Below are 21,109 nucleotides of genomic sequence, written 5' to 3'. Positions count from 1 at the left end.
TTAAACTTCGGCATCGCCTTGAACTGAGAGAGTTTCACGTGAGCCATTCCCCTATCCAGCCCGCCGAATTAAGTTGGAACGAACAGGGTACACCTGTTTCCCGACATTTTGATGACGTCTACTTTTCCAATCAGGACGGCTTGCTGGAAACACGCCATGTCTTCCTCGATGGCAACGGTTTTCCTGAGCGGTTTGCAACGCATCCGCGCCCGTTATGCATTGTCGCCGAGACAGGATTTGGCACCGGTTTAAACTTTCTCACCCTGTGGCAGGCATTCGATGCCTTCCATCAGCAAGCCCCTGACGCCACCCTGAAACGTCTGCATTTCATCAGCTTCGAGAAATTCCCACTTTCGGCGCCGGACCTGACCGCTGCTCTGGCACGCTGGCCGGAACTGGCCGGTTATGCCACCAAACTAACCGAACAGTGGCCGCTTCCGTTTGCCGGTTGCCACCGCCTGCTGTTTGATGGCGGCCGCGTGACGCTGGACCTGTGGTTTGGTGATGTCACCACCCTGCTTCCTGCGTGCGACAGCAGCATGAATCAGCAGATCGATGCCTGGTTCTTAGACGGTTTTGCCCCCTCGAAAAACCCGGATATGTGGACGGCTGAGGTATTTATCAATATGGCCCGCCTGTCGCGGGCGCAGAGCACGCTGGCGACCTTTACGGTGGCCGGTTTTGTGCGCCGCGGTTTACAGGACGCAGGGTTTGACGTCAGAAAAGTGAAAGGGTTCGGTGAGAAAAAGCATGTGCTCAGCGGCGAGATGAATAATCCGCGGAATTTAACCCATCCGGCCCCCTGGTATCACCGCCCCGCCGCTGATAAAACCACGGACATCGGCATTATTGGCGGCGGCGTCGCCAGTGCGGTGTTAGCGCTGGCGCTGCTGCGGCGGAATTATGCGGTCACACTTTATTGCGCCGATGAGCAACCAGCCAGGGGCGCGTCCGGCAACCGTCAGGGTGCGGTCTATCCGTTACTCAATGGCAGAAATGACGTACTGGAGCGTTTTTTCGCTCAGGCGTTCACCTTTGCCCGGCGCCAGTATCAGGCGGTTGCCGCTCATGGTGTACCTTTTGATCATGACTGGTGCGGCGTCAGCCAGCTTGGATATGACGAAAAAAGTCAGGGGAAAATCGACAAGATCCTCGAAGGTGAATGGCCTTCCGCTCTGGCAACCGGATTGTCGCAGCAGGAATTGACCGACGCCTGCGGGCTGGAGTGCGGTAACGGCGGTATTACCTATCCGCTCGGTGGCTGGTTGTGTCCGGCCGATCTTACCGCAGAGCTTATCGCGCTGGCCGCAAAGCAGGGGTTAACCGTCCATTTCAATCAGCGGGTCACCGGACTGGCCTTGACTGAAACGGATTGCTGGCAGCTGAATTTTAGCGACGGGCACTCTGCGCAACACGACAGCGTAGTGCTGGCCAACGGCGCCGATATCAACGACTTCCGGCAGACCGGAAAGTTACCGGTTTACGCCGTCAGTGGTCAGGTTTCCCACATTCCTACTACACCCACGCTGCAAAAACTCAAACAGGTGCTGTGCTACGACGGCTACATGACGCCGGAAAACCCACTGAATCAGCATCACTGCATTGGGGCGAGTTATCACCGTGCAGATAAATGCACGGTGTATCGGGAGGACGATCAGCAGCAAAACCGTCAGCGTCTGATTGATTGTCTGCCAAGCGTTGAGTGGCCCAACGAGGTAGACGTCAGTGCGGGCGAAGCCCGTAACGGGGTACGGTGCGCAACCCGTGATCACCTGCCGATGGCCGGTGCTGTAGCGGATTACGACGCCATGCTGGCCGAATACAAGAAGCTGGATATCGCCGTGAAACGTGGTCAGCCGGTGGCGGAAGCCCCCTGCCACCGCAATCTTTTTCTGCTGGGCGCACTGGGGTCACGCGGGCTGAGCTCTGCCCCTCTGGCCGCAGAAGTGCTGGCGGCACAAATCGCCGGTGAGCCAATGCCACTCGACAGCGAAACGCTGGCGGCGCTGAACCCGAACCGTATGTGGATCCGCAAACTGATTAAAGGCAAACCGGTGGTTCAGGAAGAAATCTGAAATGACAAAGGGCCGTGAGGCCCTTTGTTTTTAAGAATAGAATAATGTTTTTAAAACAACGCTACGCGGTTACTTATCTTCAGACTCTTCGGGCAGTGACGCCTGATACAGCGTTTCCCACATCCCCAATACAAGAACCTGGTCGCGTGGTGAAAGTTCCCCTGCCTGAATAGCTTTGTCCAGACCTTGCTGAACCAGGGCTTTCAGGCCTTCGGCGCTGTGCTCGCCCTGCTCTTCGGCATCAGCAACTGCCACAGTCAGATGGCCTCGCAGATAGCCACTGGCAAACAGTTCATCATCGCTGGCGCTCTCAACCATGTCGTCGATCAGCGTCAAAATCCGCGTTTCAAATTCTGCGATCATCAATCATCCTCTATTCTTCTTTATTCTGAAATTCATTCAAGCGGCTGGAGTGCAGGGAAATCCTCAGCCGTCAGTGGAGCGGTATTGTAAAACGATTGTAACGCTTTTATAAAGCGCGCTGGGCGTGGCGGGATACCTTCGCGCAACATTTTTAACACTTCTTCCCGTACTTTGTTCTGAAAACCGACCCGGTCCGGCTCGCAGTCGCCGCTCAGATTGTCGCAGCTGACGTTAAAGTTAAAACCGGCAGCGGCGCAAAACAGCCACTCATAGGACTGAGGTTTGATCTCAACTTTTTCGAATTCACTCTGCGTCTGCGCATCGCGTCCGTCCGGGCAATACCAGTAACCGAAATCGACCAGTTTGTGGCGTTCCGCCCCGGCCACGCACCAGTGGGAAATTTCATGCATACCGCTGGCGTAATAGCCGTGGGCGAATACGATGCGATTGAAGCTTTCCTGCTCGTCGGCCGGCAAATAAATAGGTTCATCGTCGCCTTTCACCAGACGCACGTTGAATTCCTCAAAGAAGCAGGAATCAAAAATCTCGATCAATTGATGATAATTATGTGTTGCGGTCGAATCTGACATAGTGGCAGTGAAACTCAGTAAGTAAATTCAGGGGCGACAATATAACCCTGTTTCCATCATGGCTTTTATGACGTGAATCAGTGATTCGGGTCTGCGACAAATCTGCCAGGGGCAGATTTGAACGCTGCGGCGTCAAGTATGCAGGGTAAGCCAGTGGTGGATTTCAGCACCGTGACTATCATAAATCAGCTTACAACTCATGACGACCGACACAATAACCACCATCGGGCGGATCATTTTTTGCCCTTTGCTGAGCACCATACGGGCACCCAGCCTTGCACCGATAAACTGCCCCGCCATCATCACAAAACCGACGACCCACACCACTTTACCGCCCATGATGAAAAACAGCAGGCCACCAAAGTTGGAGGTGAAGTTCAGCACTTTGGCGTGGGCGGTGGCTTTAGCGAGATTGAAGCCACACAGCGTCACAAATCCGAGTGCGTAGAAAGACCCCGCACCGGGGCCAAAAAATCCGTCGTAAAAACCGACACAACCCCCGCCCACCAGCGCGTAGGGCAAAGCTGACAGACGACGCTGACGGTCACTTTCACCCAGCCTTGGCGTCAGCAGAAAATAGAGCCCGATACAGATGATCAGCAGCGGTAATATCTGCCGTAACATGTCGGCCTGCAAACGCTGGATTAAAATCGCCCCCAGCACCGCGCCGATAAACGTACAGGCAATATTCAGCTTCTGATCGTTGAGATTCACCACCCCGCGGCGCACAAAGTAAAGGCTTGCTGAAAACGAACCGCCAACCGCTGAAAGCTTGTTGGTGGCGATAGCCTGGGCCGGTGGGATCCCCGCCGCCAGCAGCGCAGGCAGGCTGATCAGCCCGCCACCGCCGGCAATAGAGTCGATAAATCCCGCCACGACAGCCACTAAAAACAGAACACCTACTACCCAGGGGGCAACAATCAACCAATCCATTTTTCTTTCAGTCCCGCTTAACGTGGCGAAGAATTATCTACGTCTGATTAAAGAACGTGTTTATCCAGCAGTGCCTGACAGGTTTTCGGCAACGGTGGCGGCTCTTTTTTCACTGGCGTTCCGCTACCCGGTTTCGGCGGCAGGAACCAGCTTTGCAACTCCGCACCACAACCATCACCCGGCGGAGGTGGCGCCTGATCGAGACATTCCAGACTGCCGGCCGGACAGCGTAAACGCACATGCATGTGCGCTCGGTGACCAAACCACGGGCGGACCTTATGCAGCCACTCGCGGTCACTGCCCGCATCCGCACAAAGTTGTTGCTTGATGGCTGCATTGACAAAAATACGCGTGACGTCACTGTCCTGTGCGGCCAGTTTGATCAGCGTTTCGATCCGCGGCTGCCATTGACGCTGGTTCACCGTCTTACCGTCGGCGTTCACCAGATCGATAGGCTGAGGCTTGAGCAACATCTGCTCGCTCCAACGCTGACGTGGCAATTGCAGCCAGATATCGACGTCCAGGCCTGACTGATGGCTTGCGTGACCGCTGCTGAAACGTCCACCGGCAGGCATCGCCATGTCGCCAATCAGCATCGTCCCCAGACCTTTATCGTTGGCCTGAATACCCAGACGCTTAATAAAAGCCAGCAAATCGGGCTGACCGAAATAACGTCGCTGGTCAGTGCGCATCACCTGATAGTCCGGTGAATTAAGCGGTAACGGATGCGCGCCTATCTGGCAGCCGTTGGCAAAACCGCCAATAGCCTGCGGTGCACCCGCAATAGGCTGAGTGATTTTTTGCCACGGCGTAGCGGCCATGGCGGGCGCACAGAGCGCCAGCGCCAGAAAACCGGCGCAGGCTTTTTTGAATACATTGGCTGTCATCAGTGCAGATTTCATCCGGGATTTACCAGCGTGGAACATCTGAATGCACATCGCCATTTTGTGCGCGCTGACGCAGGAGGTGATCCATCAACACAATCGCCATCATCGCTTCGGCAATTGGTACCGCACGGATCCCCACACAAGGGTCATGGCGACCTTTAGTGATCATCTCCACCTGTTCGCCTTCGCGATTGATGGTACGGCCCGGCACAGTAATGCTGGATGTCGGTTTCAACGCAAGGTGAGCAATCACCGGCTGACCACTGCTGATACCGCCGAGAATGCCGCCCGCATGGTTACTTTCGAAACCCTGAGGGGTGATTTCATCGCGGTTTTCGCTGCCACGCTTGTTAACCACGGCAAAGCCGTCGCCAATTTCAACGCCTTTCACCGCATTGATGCTCATCAGCGCATGGGCCAGATCGGCATCCAGACGGTCAAACACCGGCTCACCCAGACCGACTGGCACATGTTCTGCCACGACGGTGATTTTGGCGCCAATCGAATCGCCTTCTTTTTTCAGCGCACGCATCAGTTCATCGAGCGCTTCCAGCTTGGATTCATCCGGGCAGAAAAACGGGTTGGTTTCCACCAGATCCCAGTCTTTCAGTTCGCAGGTGATATCGCCCATCTGGGACATATAACCGCGCACTGTCACACCAAATTTCTGTGCCAGATATTTCTTTGCGACCGCACCGGCCGCCACGCGCATGGCAGTTTCACGGGCGGAAGAACGACCGCCGCCGCGGTAGTCACGCACGCCATATTTCTGCTCGTAGGTGTAATCAGCATGGCCCGGACGGAATACGTCTTTGATGGCGCTGTAATCCTGCGAACGCTGGTCAGTGTTTTGAATCACCAGACCGATACTGGTACCGGTGGTCACCCCTTCGAAAACGCCGGAGAGAATTTTCACCTCATCAGCCTCACGGCGCTGTGTGGTGTAGCGCGAGGTGCCGGGACGGCGGCGGTCGAGATCGTGTTGCAGGTCGGCTTCGGTCAGCGGAATACCCGGCGGCACGCCGTCAATAATACAACCCAGTGCCACACCGTGGGATTCGCCAAAAGTAGTGACGCGGAAAAACTGCCCAATACTGTTCCCTGCCATCACGGCTCCTTAAATGTTGAGTGAATGGTTAAGTGATGTCCGGATCAATCGCGGAACATTTTAAAGTGATCTGCATGTTCAACCAGTTGTTGTTTGGTCAGCATAAAGACACCGTCGCCGCCGTTTTCAAACTCCAGCCAGGTGAACGGGATCTCAGGGTATTGATCAATCAGATGTACCATGCTGTTTCCCACTTCACAAATCAGCACACCGTCATCGGTCAGGTAATCCGGCGCGCAGGAGAGAATACGGCGCGTCAATTTCAGGCCGTCGCTCCCGGAAGCCAGACCCAGTTCAGGTTCATGGCGGTATTCTTGAGGCAAATCTGACATGTCATCTTCATCGACATACGGAGGATTGGTCACAATCAGGTCGTACTGCAATGGAGGCAGGTCGCGGAACAGATCCGAGCGGATGGGCGTGACCCAGTGTTCGATGCCGTGTGCTTCGATATTTTGCTCGGCAACCGCCAGGGCATCCGGGGAGATATCCACGGCGTCCACTTCGGTTTCCGGATATGCGTAGGCGCAGGCGATAGCAATACAGCCGCTGCCGGTACACATGTCGAGAATGTGCTGCGGTTTGTCGCGCAGAATGCCAGAGAAGCGGTTGTTAATCAGCTCACCAATCGGTGAACGTGGCACCAGTACGCGTTCATCAACGTAAAACTCCATGCCGCAGAACCAGGCCTTATTAGTGAGGTAGGCAACGGGAACGCGCTCGTTTACGCGGCGGATCACGCGCTCGACAATACGGTGGCGCTCGCTGGAGGTCAGGCGGGCATTGTGCATATCTTCAGGAATGTCCAGCGGCAGAAACACGCTTGGCAGGACCAGCTGTACAGCTTCGTCCCACGGGTTATCTGTACCGTGACCGTAATACACATTCGCAGCGTTTAGGCGACTGACAGTCCAGCGAATCATATCCTGGATGGTGTGAAGCTCACCGACCGCTTCATCAACGAATATTTTGTCCAATTTTCTCTCCTGACGGTACGCACTTTTGTAACAGGCGTTTAACCATGGGTTTACAGTGCACCCTGGATTTACAGTGCATGATTTTGCGCATAGTTTGCCATGAAGCCCGCCACAAATCAGCAGCTATAGGCCGTTCTTACGAGAAGTGCTGGAGAATATAAGTTGGAGTTTACTTTCTACGAGGTGACTTGCGCAGGTACACTGTTGAAATGACCTAAGAATGATGACGAATCCATGAAGAAAAAACATGCGCTGAGCCCAGAGGAAAAGACCCTCTTTCGCGAAGCCGTGCCAGGCACCAAGCGCCTGCAAAACGACACTATCACCCACCACCCGTTGCGTAAAAAGGTGACGGTTATGTCGCCGAAAAAACTGTTGCAGGAGCAAGTGGACGCCAGCTACTACTTCTCAGATGAATTTCAGCCAATGCTGCAGGAAGAGGGCCCCGTGCGCCATATCCGGCCGGACGTCAGCCATTTTGAACTGAAGAAGCTGCGGCGTGGGGATTACTCGCCGGAACTGTTTCTGGATTTGCACGGACTGACCCAGCGCGAAGCCAAACAGGAACTGGGCGCACTGATTGCCGCCTGTCGCCGTGAACATGTGCACTGTGCCTGCGTGATGCACGGACACGGAAAACATATTCTCAAACAACAGACACCGCTTTGGCTGGCGCAGCACCCGGATGTGCTGGCATTTCATCAGGCCCCCAAAGAGTTGGGCGGAACCGCCTCGCTGCTGGTGCTGATCGAACTGGATGACAAACTGCAATAATCGTATTTGCCGTTATCTGAAAGAATATTGCGCAAAAATAAAAAGCAAAAAGGCACAGCTTGCTGTGCCTTTTGTTCGTCGGTATCCGGTGAGTGGCCTATCCTGATAAGCCAGAAACCTCTACCGTAATCAGACCTTGGCCATGACCTGACAAGGGCTGAACTGCCATTCTAACGTGCCTTTGCCAGTTTTGGCATCCAGCTCAACGCTTGCGATACCCGAAGTCGCAAACATAGGCGGGCAGATACCTGGGCAGAGTTCCGCCACCAGATAGCCTACCAGAGGCAAGTGCGAGACGACCAGCACGCCGGTGATACCCTCCAGCGCCAGCGCCTCAAGCTCCAGCGCTACAGCGGCAGGATCCCCGCCCGGCGTCAGTTCTTTCAGAACTTCACTCTCAGCAGGTAACGTCAACGTCTGACGTATTTTCTCCAGCGTCTGCTGCGCACGCAGATACGGGCTGACAAGAACACGCTGAATATTTACCGGTCGGGCTTTCAGCCACGCCGCCATATGTACTGTTTCGTCACATCCACACTCAGTCAAAGGTCTGGCCGAATCGCTGGCGGCTTCAAGAGCTGCCTCACCGTGACGCATAATTACAACTTGCATATTGCACCGCTTTTGTTAACAAAAATAGCGCTATACAGAAACGCCTCGCGTGCTGTATCACCCTCTGTCCCATGCTTTCCGAGGAAAGTCTGCCGGACAACCGCATGTACCACAGCTACCTGACGCGCCGTCTCTTAAATGGCGGGCGGGCATTTTGCCTGAAAGTTCACGTAAAGAAAACGCTGTTTTTTACATCAACTCATACCGCTTGTAAATCACTTTGATTATTTATTAAACAGAGTGACGTTTTTTCAAACGCTTGCCGGTTTTACAACCCACCGTTTTTACCGCGACAAAAAATGAATCCCACATCGATGCATTATGCTGGAAAGCATTTTACGTTCCAGATTCCCGCGAAAAAGCCCTTCACACCGTGACACGGGTCACAGTATGACGAGCTTTTATGCCATGAGAGAGGATTATTCGTAAAAACGACTGCCTTCCTGGGCGCGTCTGAGCAATCCGGCACAGGGCGCGAAATGCTCGCCATAATGCTGTTGCAGACCTTGCAGGGTTTGTACTACCGCCGCCGCGCCCAACTGGTCGATGTAACGGAACGGGCCGCCAAGGAATGGCGGGAAGCCAATACCAAACACCGCACCGATATCGCCATCGCGGGCGCTGCGTACTACCTGTTCATCCAGACAGCGCACGGCTTCGTTGAGCATGATCATCACGCAGCGACGGGCGATTTGTTCTTCACCCTGCTGCTGCTTCGGTGTGACATTCAGTAAATGATAGATGGCCGGATCGGCCTGTTTCTTCTTCGTCTGACGGCCTTTTTGCGCGTAGAGATAGAATCCTTTGCCGTTTTTGCGTCCCTTACGATCATCCTTCAGCACGGCATCCAGCGCCGGAGGAGCGGCAAAGCGCGGACCGAGGGCATCGACTAAGATCGGGATAATCTTGGTGCCAACGTCGATTCCCACTTCGTCCAGCAACTGCAACGGCCCTACCGGGAAGCCAAAATTCACCAGTGCACTGTCGATGTGTCCGATGGGCTCGCCTTCAAGCAAACACCGTGTGGCTTCATTAATATAGGGAGCCAGAATGCGGTTAACGTAGAATCCGGCGCTGTCGCCTACCACTATCGCCGTTTTTCCCTGTTTCTTCGCCAACGCCACAGTGGTTGAAATAGTCTGTTCGCTGGTGCCAGCATGAGGGATTACCTCAACCAACGGCATTTTGTCTACCGGGCTGAAAAAGTGCAGGCCGATGACCTGTTCAGGTCTGCTGGCATTGGCCGCAATGGCATGTATCGGCAGAGAAGAGGTGTTTGAAGCGAAAATAGTGTGCGGTGAGGCATATTGCTCAATTTCCGCGACCATCTGCTGTTTCAGCGACAGATCTTCGAAGACGGCTTCAATCACCAGATCTGCCCGCTCAAACCCGTTGTAATCTGTTGTCCCGGAGATCAACATCATCTGCCGTTGCTGCTCGTTACGTTTAAGCCGGCCGCGGCGTACGCGTTTTTCCAGCAGATCCCAGCTGTATTTCAGCGCATGACGGATCCCTTCCTGATTAATGTCCTTTATACGCACCGGTAAACCGGCCCGCGTGGCGGTTACGTTGGCAATTCCCCCGCCCATCAGGCCACCGCCCAGAATACCAATGCGTTTTAACGGCAATGGTTCAGCCCCGGCACCCCGCTCTTTTTTCAGGGAGGTCGAGGCAAAGAACAGACCCCGAAGCGCCGCTGATTGCGGCGTCATCACCAGTTCCCCAAAAGCTTTTGCTTCAGCCTGATAACCACTGGCGCGGCCGTGATCCAGCCCGTTTCTCACCACGTCGATAATTTTTTCTGTCGCGGGATAATTTCCGTGCGTTTTAGCGCGGGTCTGCTTACGCACGAAATGGAACAAGATGGCCTTGCCGAGCGGTCCCCCCACCAGCCGCGCCTGCCACGGCAACTGAGCGCGGGCTTTACGGCCCTGCGCCACGCGTTCCAGCGCCGTTTGCAGTAATATCGCCTGTGGAACCGCGTCATCCACCAGCCCCATTCTTTGCGCCTGTTTTGCGCGAATACTGCGACCGGTGAGCATCATATCAAGCGCTTTCGGCGCCCCGATCAGCCGGGGTAAGCGCTGCGTCCCCCCAGAGCCCGGCAACAATCCAAGCTGCACTTCCGGCAGGCCAAGTTGGGTTTTGTCGTCCAGAGAACAGATGCGGGCATGACAGGCCAGCGCCAGTTCAAGGCCGCCCCCCAGGCAGGCACCGTGAATGGCGGCCACCACCGGCACCGACATGGCCGATATATGCGACATCACTGACTGACCTTTTTGTGCCAGACTGCTGGCCTCCGCCGCCGTTTTGCATCCGGCAATCATGGTGATATCAGCACCAGCAATAAAAGAGTCCGGTTTACCAGAAATAAGCACCAGTCCCTTCAATTGCGGGTACTGTTGAGCTTTTTGTAAAATGGCACAGATTTGTTCAACGAATTCAGACTTTAAGGTATTTACCTTTTCACCGGGAACGTCGATGGTAATGATACCGACATGCTGGTCGGTAAACGCCAGCGTAAACGCCGAAGCGGTGGCGGTTTTAACGCCAATGATCTCGTTACTCATTCTGCTGCCTCCAGGATCATGGCTGCGCCTAATCCTCCTGCCGCGCAGGCGGTCGTTAAGCCGAACCGCCCGCCACGACGGCGAAGCTCATGCAGTGTCTGCGTTATCATACGTGCGCCTGTCGCGGCAAAGGGGTGCCCGTAGGCCAGCGAACCGCCCAACACGTTGAACTTATCCCAGTCAATTTCACCGATAGCCTGATCCCGGCCGAGCTTTTCCCGAGCAAAAGTCTCACTGGCAAACATTTTGACGTTAGCCAGCGTTTGGGCCGCGAAAGCCTCGTGCATGTCTATTAAGTCCAGATCGCCAAGCGTCAGCCCCGCCCTGTCGAGCGCCAGCGGAGTGGCGTATGCCGGGCCGAGCAACATATCTTCCCAGACGTCGATTGCCGCAAACGCAAAACTTTTCAGGTATCCCAGAGGGCGTAAACCCAGTTCCCGCGCCCGCGATTCACTCATCATCAGCACGGCGGCGGCGCCGTCAGTTAGCGGTGTACTGGTGGCTGCCGTTACGGTACCGTGGCGGCGATCAAAGGCGGGCCGAAGTTTGGCATACTGGCCCAGTTCGGAATGCATACGGATGTTATTGTCTTTTTGCAGCGCTTCGCGGTAAGGCGGAACCTGCGCGGTCATGACCTGCGTATCCAGATAGCCATTTTCCCAGGCCTGCGCCGCCAGCGAATGAGAACGGTGTGCAAGTTCGTCTTGCTGCTGGCGCGTAATACCATGGGATTTCGCCATCTGCTCGGCAGTGTCTCCCATCCGCAGCCCGGTCGAATATTCCGCAACCGCTGGCGGCACCGGCAGCAGGTCACGGAATTTCAGCTTGCTGAACAACGCAAGACGCTGAGAGAGCGTACGGGCTTTGTTAACATCCACCAGCGTGCGGGCCAGCCTTTTACTGACGCCAATCGGCAGCACCGACGAAGAGTCCGCACCGCCCGCAATCCCCACGCTAAGGGTGCCGCTGATAATACTTTCCGCCACGTTAGCCACCGCCTGAAAACTGGTGGCGCAGGCGCGTGATACGCTGTACGCATCGGTTGAGACACTCATGCCGGTTCCCAGCACAATTTCACGGGCAATGTTTGGCGCTTCTGGCATCTGCACCACCTGACCAAACACTAACTGGTCGATGATTTTCGGGTCGATACCGCTTTTTGCCAACAGTTCGCTCACTACCATCTTGCCTAAATCCACCGCGGGAATGCCGTGATAGGCCGTCGCTTGTTTGGCGAAAGGTGTACGCAAGCCGTCTACGATCGCAATGCGATCGCCTTCGCGTGTCACCAGCGGGATAACCTTGTTCATAGTGGCTCCGGATTAAGAGGTCTGACCTGATAGTTTAGTTTTAACCATATGTTTACATTTGGCAAAGCCTAACGTAACGAAGTGAGAGCAGCAGCAAAAAAAAACCGCGACCTGTAAAGGTCACGGTTATAGGGATCCACACTTTTATCCGGAAAGAGTAATTACCTTAATGCTAACTGGAAAATCATCGTTTCAGCCTGGCATGAGAAGGTGAAATCGATGTTCAGCTCGATGCCACCGTCCACTTTTTCCATGCGGCTTTCAATCACGCAAGGTTCAGATTCCACACTGCGGGCTTTTTCGGTCAGGCTGTTCAGCATCTCTTTTGCCTGTGCTTCGTTGGCAAATACATGGCTGTAAGAAGCGGTACAATCGGTGTTATCCATAATGGTGCCGACATCTACACAGCAGCAGGCCGCGGTTTCTTCCGCGCCGCATTTGTTAATGGAATGCAGTGGCTGCGTGGATTTCGAAGAGAGAGTTACGTCAGACATTGTGTTCTCCTGGCACAAATCACCGCGTTCGCGAGTCGGCCTTATTTGTCATTAAAGAAGTTATTTTCAGCCTTTATTTTACGCCTGCCTGAGCTTTGCGCCTAGCACTTACTTTTTGTGTGACTTTTAAGTGACTAATATCACAGAAATAATAATGGCTCGTTAAATTCATCTCTGATATCCCTCTTAAACGTTATTTAGTTCACCTCAAACTGTTTGTTTTTTGTTAAGCGGATCTAATTTCTAACATCAAACTGGAAATATATAAGAAACATGATTGCAACATACGTACAGGTCGGACCTATACTTCGCTCACTGGTCTGATTTGTCAGACTGAGAACGAACCCTACAATCCTGCGCTCATTGTTACTTGATGTAACATTGTTTGATAAAAACATAAAATTGAGGTTTTGGTCATGAACCAGAAAAACCTGTTTAAAAGATCAGCTCTGGCAGCTGCAGTGGCAATTGTTTCATCAAATGTGTATGCGGCCGGTTTTCAATTAAATGAATACACCGCAGCCGGTCTTGGTCGTTCGTTTTCAGGTGAAGGCGCCATTGCTGATTCCGCAGCATCCGGCAGCCGTAACCCAGCTACTATGACCATGTTCTCCCGCCCGTCTTTCTCAGCCGGAGCTGTTTACGTTGACCCGGACGTTAATATTACTGGCCGTTCACCTCTCACGGGGAACAGTACGGATGCGGACAATATCGCACCGAACCAGTGGATCCCGAACATTCACTTTATTATGCCGTTGAACGACCAGTGGGCGATTGGCGCCTCTGCCACCTCCAACTATGGTCTGGCAACAGAGTTTAATGATGACTATGCAGCCGGTCCTCTGGGTGGCGAAACCGATCTGACCACGGTTAATACCAACCTGAGTGCAGCCTATCGCGTTAACCAGCATTTCAGTGTGGGTGTCGGCTTTGATGCCGTTTATGCCAACGCAAAAATCACCCGTAATGCGGGTGAATTAGGTCCTATCAGCTCCCACGGTTTGATTAGCCCAAGTACAGAAGTGGCCGACCTCAAGGGACATGAGTGGGGTTACGGCTGGAACGCCGGTATTCTGTACGAAGTCGACGACAATAACCGCTACGGCTTCACCTACCGTTCAAAAGTAAATATCGACTTTGACGGTGAGTACAAAAACGGCATTCCTGCGCAGCTAGGCGGTACAGGCGGCAGCACCATTCCTGGCGCACTGACCCTGAATCTGCCAGAAATGTGGGAAGTGTCAGGCTATAACAAAGTGGCGCCGAAATGGGCAATTCACTACAGCCTGGCGTATACCAGCTGGAGCGAATTTCAGGAGCTGAAAGCCACCGGCAACAATGGTCAGACGCTGTTTGAGAAGCATGAAGGCTATCAGGATGCTTACCGCATCGCGCTGGGTACCACCTATTACTACGATGATAACTGGACCTTCCGCACCGGTATCGCGTTTGATGACAGCCCAGTTCCTGCCGACAACCGCACCATCTCCATTCCGGATCAGGACCGCTTCTGGGTGAGCGCCGGTACCACTTATGCGTTTAACAAAGATGCGTCGGTGGATGTGGGTGTTTCCTACATGCATGGTCAGACGGTGAACATCAGCGAAAGCGCGAGTGCTGGCCTGCCTAACTATGAGTTCCAGGCCAAAGGTACGGCGATGCTGTACGGTGCTAACTTCAACTACACCTTCTGATAGACGTTATTTCATAGACAAAAAAAGCGCCGCGAGGCGCTTTTTTATTAGCTATGCAAAACTCATCGGTTCGGTTAGTTCGCCGAGTCGATACTGTCCAGATCACCCTGAATCGCCGCGGCGTTCGGGTTATTCTGTGGCGTCAGCTTACCGCCGCTTGCCAGGAAGTCGTGACGCTGGAAGTAAGCTTCACGCACCATCAGGTAAGGGTCAGAAGAGTTGCGCAGGATTTGATCGGAATCGAGCAATTCGGCACGGGTTTCCACGCCTTCCAGCACAAATTTACCTGCCGACATCCAGAAGGTCAGGTAACTGAGCATCGGATAGAGGTAATCCACCGTGTCGCCACCTTCATCACGCAGCGTGAAACTGCCGTAAGCCGGAAGCTGAACATAAGGACCATAACCTACGCCGTAGTGCGCAAGGGTGGTACCAAAGCCACGTTTCTCTTCTTTTGCCAGTTTAGGGTTGGCCATTGAAGCCACGTCAATCAGACCGCCCATCCCTAACAAGGTATTGAGGAAGAAACGGTTGAAGTGGATCATCGCTCGATACGGGTCACCCTGTGCAAAGGCGTTGACCATGCTCGCCGGTTCGTCGAGGTTATCGAAGAAGTTGGTCATCCCGTTACGCGCTGGCATCGGCACATAGTTTTTCCACGCTACAGCAACCGGACGCAGTACATATGGGTCCATGATGTTGTAGTTGAAATCAAACATTGTGCGGTTAAAACCTTCGAGCGGATCAGAACGCCCCTGCGGTTCGCTGTCCGATGATGTCCCGGCACACCCTATCAATAATGCGGTCGCAAACGCCAGCCCAGTCAGGCGTAAGTTCATGGCTATCTCCCTATTTTTCTTCGGTTCCGCTTTCAGGGAACCTGCTGATTGATCTCAATTCTGACCTGTCCATTGCCGGAAAAATCAGTCAGCGGACTGTCACCGTACCAGTCGCCTTTAGATGGCGTGGCCAAACCGTTTTGTGAAATTCGAACGCGTACTTTTAACTGATGCAATGAAGAAAGCAATCTTTCAGGCATCATGGCACTGCTGTCGTCCATGGTCATCGCCAGCGGGAAACGGCTCAGCGGCAGTTTTTTCACCGCAACCGGCACCGGGCTGCTGCCATCAGTAACGGAAATAAATACCGTGCCATCCTCAGGAAGATGCTTCGCGGCTTCAGCGGACAGGGCAACATTGATAGCTAACTTCACGTTATCCTGCCCTGATTTAGCCTTAGCCTGCTCAATACTGGCGCGCACCATATCGCTACGCTTGTCACCATCTGGCAGAATTTTCAACATCAACTGCCAGGCACCTATCGCTTGAGGATAATGCCCCTGCTCAAATTCATTGTAGGCCAGCAGGCTCAATACGCGTAAATTGCCCTGATTTTGTTCCAGCATACTGCGTAATAGTTTCCCGCCGCTAATGTTATCTTGCGGTTCCGCAGAGCGGGTTAACACTTCGGCATAACCGAGCTTAACATCCATATCGTCTGGTGAAAGCTGATAGGCATGCGCGAACGCCTGCGTCGCAGTGCTGGCGTTATTCAGCGCCATGCCAACGCGGCCTAACATCATCCAGTCTTTGGCATTCGTCGGGTCACGTTGCAAATCGGTACGCAGCCCCAGACCTAAATCCTGCACGTCCATCATGGTCAGTGGCTGAGAATGCTCGTCGGCCACACGGTGGCGCAGATCAGGCATACGTTCCATAACCTGATTCCAGGCACTTACCTGCCCGAGCCCCCCGGTATATAAATAGAAGCCCAGCGACACCAGAACCAGCAGCAGCACACCCGGCACCAGCGTCCAGCGGCCTATCGGCTGCCCGGCGCGTTGTTGCTCTTCGGGAATATCGCTCAGCAGGTTCTCCTGCAGCTCACGAATATGCTGTGGACGCTCGTCAACGACGCCCTGATCTTCGTCCTGCTCAAGTTCGCTCAGGCGATGTTGATAGAAAGCTTTGTTCAGCGCGTCCCGTGACGTGTGCTCAGCCCGTTCGCCACGCAACACCGGTACAACAAACAGTGCCACGGCGATGATCAACATCACCACAATGATCAGCCAAAAAATACTCATGATCCTTTCCCGCCGCTCTCTTTCTTCGTTACATCAGTCAGTAACTGCGCCAGGCGCTGTTGTTCTTTTAATGAGAGTTCTGAATGTGAAGTCTCTGTTTCTGTCACGACGCTTGCCGTGCTGTTAGCCATGACGCTGCCGGCCTGATGCCGCGACCGCATGACAATCACCGTTGCGCCAATCAGCACAAACAGCAGCGGCCCAAGCCACAGAATAATGGTCGAAGGCGTCACCGGCGGTTCATAGGTCACAAAGTTGCCGTAGCGCGCCACCATATATTGCACGATTTGCTCACGCGTCTGCCCTTCATTGAGCAGCTGATAAACCTTGGTACGCATGTCGGCGGCGATAATCGAATCTGACGCTGCAATGCTGGTGTTCTGGCATTTCGGGCAGCGCAACTGTTCAGTTATCTGACGATATTGCTGCTCCTGCGCATCCGACTTGAACTGATAGGTATCAATCGCGGCAAATGCGCCAAAACTCAGGCACAATCCGAGCAGCAGTGCGGTCAGGGAGCGGAAATATGTCATGCGTCACCGCCATATTTCTTGTACAGCGGCAGGACTTCCTTTTGCCACACTTTATCATTCATATCACCGGCATGGCGGTAGCGGATAATGCCCTGCCCGTCGATGAGGAAAGTCTCTGGCGCACCGTATACGCCGAGATCCAGCCCCAGCATACCGTCGCCGTCATACAGGCTCAGTGCGTAAGGGTTACCCAGCGTATTGAGCCAGTTTACGGCTTTCTGGCGGTCGTCTTTGTAATTAAGGCCAACCACGCGGATGCCTTTAGCTGCCAATGTATTCAGATATTCATGTTCCGCGCGGCAGGTCGGACACCAGGTCGCCCAGACGTTAAGCAGAATAGGTTTGCCGTCACGCAGCACCGACTGGTCATAGGTTTTGCCCGGTTCCGATAAGGATTCCAGTTTAAATACCGGCACCGGTTTGCCAATCAGCGCGGATTCGAGCAGCGTCGGGTCATCGCCGTTGGCGTTACGGGTCAGTTGCACCAGCAACGCGGCGGCCAGCGCCAGAAACAGCACTAACGGAATAAAGAGGAGTTTGCGGTTCATGCTTATTCACTCTCCGTTTTGCTCTGTTTCTTGAGTTTTTTACTCATACGGTAACGCGGATCGAGAATACAGAAGATACCGCCGACCGCCATAAAGATGCCGCCGAGCCAAATCCAGCGGACGAAAGGTTTGTAATATAGCCGCACCGCCCACGAACCGTCGTCCATCTCTTCGCCCAGCGCGGCGTAAAGATCACGCGCCAGATTTCCGTCAATAGCCGCTTCGGTCATCATGGTATGTGCCACGCTGTAGTAGCGTTTTTCAGCGTGCAGCGTGGTCACTAATTTACCGTTGCGCGTCACGTCGATATTGGCTTCACCACCTGAATAGTTCGAGCCCTGAATGTCGCGCATGTCGCGGAAAACAAAGTGGTAATCGTGGATATCCACGCTGTCACCGGCTTTCATTCGCACATCGCGCTCGACGCTGTAATTCTGGCTAAAGGCGATACCAATCACCGTCACCGCCACGCCGAGATGGCCGAGCACCATGCCCCAGTGACTGCGCGACAGATGCGTCAGACCGCGCCAGAAAGTATGGCGGTGCGTGGCGCGTTCGTGCAGTTCCATCAGCGTCAGCACAATCACCCACACCGACATCAGCAGACCGACCACGGTCATACCAATGATTTTGTCCTGCAACAGCCACGGCAGCAGAATCGACAGCAGCAGCGTCACCACCAGCGCGACGCCCAACCGACGCCACAGTTTACTGGGTTCATCACGACGCCAGCGCACCAGCGGACCGATACCCAGCAGCAGCGCCAGCGGAGCCATCAGCCAGGTAAACATTGTATTAAAGAAGGGTTCCCCGATGGAAATACTGCCCATGCCGAGCTGCTTGTGGATCAGCGGCAGCAGCGTACCGAGCAGCACCACCAGCATCGCGGCAATCAGCAACACGTTGTTGCCGAGCAGATAGCTTTCGCGCGAATGCAGTTCATGGCGGCTTGGCGCACGCACCGAGTTGCCTTTGATAGCGTACAGCAGCAGTGAACCACCGATGACAATCACCAGATAGGCGAGGATAAACATGCCGCGCGCCGGGTCAGAGGCAAACGAGTGTACCGAAACCAGCACACCGGAACGCACCAGGAAAGTCCCGAGCAGGCACAGCGAGAAACAGGTGATCGCCAGCAATACCGTCCACGCTTTGAAAGTCCCGCGTTTTTCGGTCACGGCCAGTGAATGGATCAGCGCCGTACCGGCAAGCCACGGCATAAAGGAGGCGTTTTCGACCGGATCCCAGAACCACCAGCCGCCCCAGCCCAGTTCGTAATACGCCCAGGCAGAACCCAGCACAATGCCGATGGTCAGAAAGACCCAGGCAGCCTGCGTCCACGGACGAGACCAGCGCGCCCAGGCTGTGTCGAGCCTTCCGGCCATCAGCGAGGCGATCGCAAAAGCAAAAGCCACGGAGAAACCGACGTACCCCATATAGAGCAGCGGCGGATGGAAAATCAGCCCGATATCCTGCAACACCGGATTCAGGTCACTGCCGTCCACCGGGAAGCCCGGCAAGGTGCGGATAAACGGATTGGACGTCAGCAGAATAAACACCAGGAATCCGGCGGTGATCATTCCCATCACCGCCAGCACGCGGGCCACCGCATCCTGCGGCATCTGGCGGCTAAACAGCGCGACGGCGAGTGTCCAGCAGCTCAGCAACAACACCCATAACAGCAGAGAGCCTTCGTGCGCGCCCCAGGTGGCTGCCATGCGGTAGTAGACCGGCAAAAGCGTGTTGGAGTTATTGGCGACGTAGGCTACGGTAAAGTCGTTCACGACGAACGCGTGAACCAGAATAATAAAGGCCAGCGTGATCGTGGCGAACATGCCGTAAGAGAGCGGGCGGGCCATCGCCATCATGCGGCTATCCTGCCGCGCGGCGCCCCATTGCGGGTAAATACTCAGCAGTATTGCCAGACCTAAAGCCAGACAGAGTGAAAAGGTTCCCAGTTCCGGCATCATGAGGGGGCGTTTCCTTTAGTATTGCCAACGTAATTCACCGCTGGTCCTTTGTGATTGTCTTTCATGGCTTCTTCCACTTCCGGCGGTACGTATTTCTCATCGTGTTTCGCCAGCACTTGCTTGGCTTCCACCACGTTGTCAGCCTGCATCACACCCTGCGCGACCACGCCCTGCCCCTCACGGAACAGATCCGGCAAAATGCCGTTGTAAGTGACCGCAATCGCTCCGCGCGCATCGTATATTTTGAAACTGACCTGCAAGCTTTTCGGATCACGCTTTACGGAACCGGGCATCACCATGCCGCCAATGCGCAGGCGCTGGCCAACAAATGGCATTTCGTGGTTTTCCCCTTTTCCCTGCAGGATCTCGCTGGGCGTATAGAACAGATCAATGTTCGAGCGCAGCGCATACATCACCAGCGAAATACTCAGCCCCAGCCCGACCAGCACGACCAATGCCAGCGAGAGGCGTTTTTTACGACGTGGATTCACAATGACGTCTCCCCGGACAGGTCCGGTTTCACTGGCGCAGGGTTTTTCTCACCCGCTGCGCCCTGGCGTTTTTTCGCCTCAATATTGGACTGTATAATGCGTTTTTCGCGTGCCTGACGGCGGCGCACGTCGGCCAGAATATGGCTGCGCTGCCAGAACGTATGCACCACCAGCGCAATGAGGGAGATCAGGGTAGCGGCGACCGAAAGCCAGACATAGAAGGCGTATCCGCCCATATTGAAAAAGGCCTGCCAGCTGGAAAATGCAGCGTTCATCAGCGGCGCTCCTTATTAACCAATGCTGCCACCCACGGACGCAGACGCTCCTGATGCAGGATCAGGTTACGCAGACGCATAAGCGTCAGGGTGATAAAGAAGAACAGGTAGCCGAAGATGGCCCAGCGCAGCGGATAACGCATACTCGGATCGATAGATTGCTGCATATTGGTCGAACCCTGATGCAGCGTATTCCACCACTCCACTGAATAGTGAATGATGGGAATGTTCACCACGCCGACCAGCACCAGAATGCTTGCCGCGCGCCCCGCCAGACGGCGGTCTTCGAAAGCGTTATAGAGCGCAATCGCGCCGAGGTAGAGAAACAGCAACACCAGTTCTGACGTCAGCCGCGCATCCCATACCCACCAGGTGCCCCACATCGGTTTACCCCAGGCGGAACCGGTGACCAGCGCAATAAAGGTGAACACAGCACCGACCGGCGCCATGGCCGCCAGCGCCAGATCGGACATTTTCATCTGCCAGACCAGACCGATAAAGGCCGCAATCGCCATGGCGCTGTAAATCCCCATCGACCAGATGGCCGCCGGGACGTGAATGTACATGATGCGGTAGCTGTTACCTTGTTGGTAATCCGGCGGCGCATAACCAAAGCCCCAGACCCAGCCAATCAGCAGGCAGGCAATACCGATGATGCCAAGCCACGGGATAAAGCGGCCGCAGACATGGTAAAGCCGCTCAGGCCGCGCGAGTTGATGTAACCATTTCCACATTGTTATCGTTGCTCACTCTAAAATTACACTGTGTGGTATGCCATGAAACCTCAGTGGGCTCTTGCGCGGTCTGACGTCAAATCATCCG

General features: G+C 54.5%; 21 protein-coding genes. 3 read left to right on the top strand and 18 right to left on the bottom strand.

What is annotated here, in order from left to right; all coding sequences use genetic code 11:
- Nucleotides 1-38 precede the first annotated feature (38 nt).
- Nucleotides 39-2,075, top strand: coding sequence for a bifunctional tRNA (5-methylaminomethyl-2-thiouridine)(34)-methyltransferase MnmC2/FAD-dependent 5-carboxymethylaminomethyl-2-thiouridine(34) oxidoreductase MnmC1 (gene mnmC, locus ACZRKO_RS02735; RefSeq protein WP_463735726.1), 2,037 nt, complete (start codon nucleotides 39-41; stop codon nucleotides 2,073-2,075).
- A gap of 69 nt (nucleotides 2,076-2,144) precedes the next feature.
- Here mnmC and ACZRKO_RS02730 read toward each other — a convergent pair whose 3' ends face one another.
- The 6 genes from ACZRKO_RS02730 to prmB all read right to left on the bottom strand — a co-directional run bounded on the left by ACZRKO_RS02730 (nucleotide 2,145) and on the right by prmB (nucleotide 6,933).
- Entirely contained in the window at nucleotides 2,145-2,438 is a 294-nt protein-coding gene (locus ACZRKO_RS02730; RefSeq protein ID WP_463735725.1) for a YfcL family protein, read from the bottom strand.
- Nucleotides 2,439-2,470: 32 nt separating this feature from the next.
- Nucleotides 2,471-3,028, bottom strand: a complete 558-nt coding sequence (locus ACZRKO_RS02725; RefSeq protein WP_463735724.1) for an elongation factor P hydroxylase — start codon at nucleotides 3,026-3,028, stop codon at nucleotides 2,471-2,473.
- 132 nt (nucleotides 3,029-3,160) lie between these two features.
- Nucleotides 3,161-3,961 (bottom strand): sulfite exporter TauE/SafE family protein, encoded by an 801-nt coding sequence (locus tag ACZRKO_RS02720; RefSeq protein WP_463735723.1) that lies wholly within the window; start codon nucleotides 3,959-3,961, stop codon nucleotides 3,161-3,163.
- Nucleotides 3,962-4,008: 47 nt separating this feature from the next.
- Entirely contained in the window at nucleotides 4,009-4,848 is an 840-nt protein-coding gene (gene mepA / locus ACZRKO_RS02715; RefSeq protein WP_463735722.1) for a penicillin-insensitive murein endopeptidase, read from the bottom strand.
- A 22-nt stretch (nucleotides 4,849-4,870) separates the two neighbouring features.
- Nucleotides 4,871-5,956 (bottom strand): chorismate synthase, encoded by a 1,086-nt coding sequence (aroC, locus tag ACZRKO_RS02710; protein WP_463735721.1) that lies wholly within the window; start codon nucleotides 5,954-5,956, stop codon nucleotides 4,871-4,873.
- A gap of 44 nt (nucleotides 5,957-6,000) precedes the next feature.
- The gene (gene prmB, locus ACZRKO_RS02705) at nucleotides 6,001-6,933 is read right to left on the bottom strand and encodes a 50S ribosomal protein L3 N(5)-glutamine methyltransferase (protein ID WP_463735720.1); all 933 of its coding nucleotides are present in this window, start codon (nucleotides 6,931-6,933) and stop codon (nucleotides 6,001-6,003) included.
- A gap of 234 nt (nucleotides 6,934-7,167) precedes the next feature.
- On the opposite strand from prmB, the gene smrB reads away from it, so the two are divergent.
- Entirely contained in the window at nucleotides 7,168-7,707 is a 540-nt protein-coding gene (smrB, locus tag ACZRKO_RS02700) for an endonuclease SmrB (protein WP_463735719.1), read from the top strand.
- A gap of 129 nt (nucleotides 7,708-7,836) precedes the next feature.
- Here smrB and sixA read toward each other — a convergent pair whose 3' ends face one another.
- From sixA to ACZRKO_RS02680, 4 genes are all read right to left on the bottom strand, one after another.
- Nucleotides 7,837-8,319 carry a phosphohistidine phosphatase SixA gene (sixA, locus tag ACZRKO_RS02695; RefSeq protein WP_463735718.1) on the bottom strand — a complete coding sequence of 161 codons (483 nt, stop codon included), beginning with the start codon at nucleotides 8,317-8,319 and terminating at the stop codon, nucleotides 7,837-7,839.
- Between the two features lie 419 nt (nucleotides 8,320-8,738).
- Nucleotides 8,739-10,889 (bottom strand): fatty acid oxidation complex subunit alpha FadJ, encoded by a 2,151-nt coding sequence (gene fadJ, locus ACZRKO_RS02690; protein WP_463735717.1) that lies wholly within the window; start codon nucleotides 10,887-10,889, stop codon nucleotides 8,739-8,741.
- Complete coding sequence (gene fadI, locus ACZRKO_RS02685; protein ID WP_463735716.1) at nucleotides 10,886-12,199, bottom strand: acetyl-CoA C-acyltransferase FadI; 1,314 nt, start codon at nucleotides 12,197-12,199, stop codon at nucleotides 10,886-10,888. Before fadI ends, fadJ begins: the two co-directional genes overlap by 4 nt.
- 161 nt (nucleotides 12,200-12,360) lie before the next feature.
- Nucleotides 12,361-12,693, bottom strand: coding sequence for a YfcZ/YiiS family protein (locus ACZRKO_RS02680; RefSeq protein ID WP_463735715.1), 333 nt, complete (start codon nucleotides 12,691-12,693; stop codon nucleotides 12,361-12,363).
- Nucleotides 12,694-13,109: 416 nt separating this feature from the next.
- On the opposite strand from ACZRKO_RS02680, the gene fadL reads away from it, so the two are divergent.
- On the top strand, nucleotides 13,110-14,387 hold the full coding sequence (gene fadL / locus ACZRKO_RS02675) for a long-chain fatty acid transporter FadL (protein WP_463735714.1): 1,278 nt from the start codon (nucleotides 13,110-13,112) through the stop codon (nucleotides 14,385-14,387).
- A 74-nt stretch (nucleotides 14,388-14,461) separates the two neighbouring features.
- On the opposite strand, the gene mlaA is transcribed toward fadL, so the two are convergent.
- The 8 genes from mlaA to ACZRKO_RS02635 are packed head-to-tail and all read right to left on the bottom strand — an operon-like array spanning nucleotide 14,462 to nucleotide 21,021.
- Nucleotides 14,462-15,226 carry a phospholipid-binding lipoprotein MlaA gene (gene mlaA / locus ACZRKO_RS02670; protein WP_463735713.1) on the bottom strand — a complete coding sequence of 255 codons (765 nt, stop codon included), beginning with the start codon at nucleotides 15,224-15,226 and terminating at the stop codon, nucleotides 14,462-14,464.
- 32 nt (nucleotides 15,227-15,258) lie between these two features.
- Complete coding sequence (ccmI, locus tag ACZRKO_RS02665) at nucleotides 15,259-16,470, bottom strand: c-type cytochrome biogenesis protein CcmI (RefSeq protein ID WP_463735712.1); 1,212 nt, start codon at nucleotides 16,468-16,470, stop codon at nucleotides 15,259-15,261.
- Nucleotides 16,467-17,003 carry a cytochrome c-type biogenesis protein gene (locus ACZRKO_RS02660; RefSeq protein ID WP_463735711.1) on the bottom strand — a complete coding sequence of 179 codons (537 nt, stop codon included), beginning with the start codon at nucleotides 17,001-17,003 and terminating at the stop codon, nucleotides 16,467-16,469. The genes ccmI and ACZRKO_RS02660 overlap by 4 nt, the downstream gene beginning before the upstream one ends.
- On the bottom strand, nucleotides 17,000-17,551 hold the full coding sequence (locus ACZRKO_RS02655) for a DsbE family thiol:disulfide interchange protein (protein ID WP_463735710.1): 552 nt from the start codon (nucleotides 17,549-17,551) through the stop codon (nucleotides 17,000-17,002). Before ACZRKO_RS02655 ends, ACZRKO_RS02660 begins: the two co-directional genes overlap by 4 nt.
- A 2-nt stretch (nucleotides 17,552-17,553) precedes the next feature.
- Nucleotides 17,554-19,521: a heme lyase CcmF/NrfE family subunit gene (locus ACZRKO_RS02650; RefSeq protein ID WP_463735709.1), complete on the bottom strand. Its 1,968-nt coding sequence runs from the start codon at nucleotides 19,519-19,521 to the stop codon at nucleotides 17,554-17,556.
- Complete coding sequence (gene ccmE, locus ACZRKO_RS02645) at nucleotides 19,518-20,012, bottom strand: cytochrome c maturation protein CcmE (RefSeq protein ID WP_463735708.1); 495 nt, start codon at nucleotides 20,010-20,012, stop codon at nucleotides 19,518-19,520. Before ccmE ends, ACZRKO_RS02650 begins: the two co-directional genes overlap by 4 nt.
- Nucleotides 20,009-20,287 carry a heme exporter protein CcmD gene (ccmD, locus tag ACZRKO_RS02640; protein WP_463735707.1) on the bottom strand — a complete coding sequence of 93 codons (279 nt, stop codon included), beginning with the start codon at nucleotides 20,285-20,287 and terminating at the stop codon, nucleotides 20,009-20,011. Before ccmD ends, ccmE begins: the two co-directional genes overlap by 4 nt.
- The gene (locus tag ACZRKO_RS02635) at nucleotides 20,287-21,021 is read right to left on the bottom strand and encodes a heme ABC transporter permease (protein WP_463735706.1); all 735 of its coding nucleotides are present in this window, start codon (nucleotides 21,019-21,021) and stop codon (nucleotides 20,287-20,289) included. Before ACZRKO_RS02635 ends, ccmD begins: the two co-directional genes overlap by 1 nt.
- Nucleotides 21,022-21,109 lie beyond the last annotated feature (88 nt).

The sequence above is a fragment of the Ewingella sp. C233 genome (assembly GCF_055407225.1).
Note: the sequence above shows the minus strand (reverse complement) of the source record. Positions and strands in the feature narration are given on the sequence as shown.

Bases quoted from the DNA above. Each gene is read 5' to 3' on its own strand.
- ACZRKO_RS02730 (WP_463735725.1), bottom strand. From the start codon at position 2,438: ATGATCGCAGAATTTGAAACGCGGATTTTGACGCTGATCGACGACATG.
- ACZRKO_RS02725 (WP_463735724.1), bottom strand. From the start codon at position 3,028: ATGTCAGATTCGACCGCAACACATAATTATCATCAATTGATCGAGATT.
- ACZRKO_RS02720 (WP_463735723.1), bottom strand. From the start codon at position 3,961: ATGGATTGGTTGATTGTTGCCCCCTGGGTAGTAGGTGTTCTGTTTTTA.
- mepA (WP_463735722.1), bottom strand. From the start codon at position 4,848: ATGACAGCCAATGTATTCAAAAAAGCCTGCGCCGGTTTTCTGGCGCTG.
- aroC (WP_463735721.1), bottom strand. From the start codon at position 5,956: ATGGCAGGGAACAGTATTGGGCAGTTTTTCCGCGTCACTACTTTTGGC.
- smrB (WP_463735719.1), top strand. From the start codon at position 7,168: ATGAAGAAAAAACATGCGCTGAGCCCAGAGGAAAAGACCCTCTTTCGC.
- sixA (WP_463735718.1), bottom strand. From the start codon at position 8,319: ATGCAAGTTGTAATTATGCGTCACGGTGAGGCAGCTCTTGAAGCCGCC.
- fadJ (WP_463735717.1), bottom strand. From the start codon at position 10,889: ATGAGTAACGAGATCATTGGCGTTAAAACCGCCACCGCTTCGGCGTTT.
- fadI (WP_463735716.1), bottom strand. From the start codon at position 12,199: ATGAACAAGGTTATCCCGCTGGTGACACGCGAAGGCGATCGCATTGCG.
- ACZRKO_RS02680 (WP_463735715.1), bottom strand. From the start codon at position 12,693: ATGTCTGACGTAACTCTCTCTTCGAAATCCACGCAGCCACTGCATTCC.
- fadL (WP_463735714.1), top strand. From the start codon at position 13,110: ATGAACCAGAAAAACCTGTTTAAAAGATCAGCTCTGGCAGCTGCAGTG.
- mlaA (WP_463735713.1), bottom strand. From the start codon at position 15,226: ATGAACTTACGCCTGACTGGGCTGGCGTTTGCGACCGCATTATTGATA.
- ccmI (WP_463735712.1), bottom strand. From the start codon at position 16,470: ATGAGTATTTTTTGGCTGATCATTGTGGTGATGTTGATCATCGCCGTG.
- ACZRKO_RS02660 (WP_463735711.1), bottom strand. From the start codon at position 17,003: ATGACATATTTCCGCTCCCTGACCGCACTGCTGCTCGGATTGTGCCTG.
- ACZRKO_RS02655 (WP_463735710.1), bottom strand. From the start codon at position 17,551: ATGAACCGCAAACTCCTCTTTATTCCGTTAGTGCTGTTTCTGGCGCTG.
- ACZRKO_RS02650 (WP_463735709.1), bottom strand. From the start codon at position 19,521: ATGATGCCGGAACTGGGAACCTTTTCACTCTGTCTGGCTTTAGGTCTG.
- ccmD (WP_463735707.1), bottom strand. From the start codon at position 20,287: ATGAACGCTGCATTTTCCAGCTGGCAGGCCTTTTTCAATATGGGCGGA.
- ACZRKO_RS02635 (WP_463735706.1), bottom strand. From the start codon at position 21,021: ATGTGGAAATGGTTACATCAACTCGCGCGGCCTGAGCGGCTTTACCAT.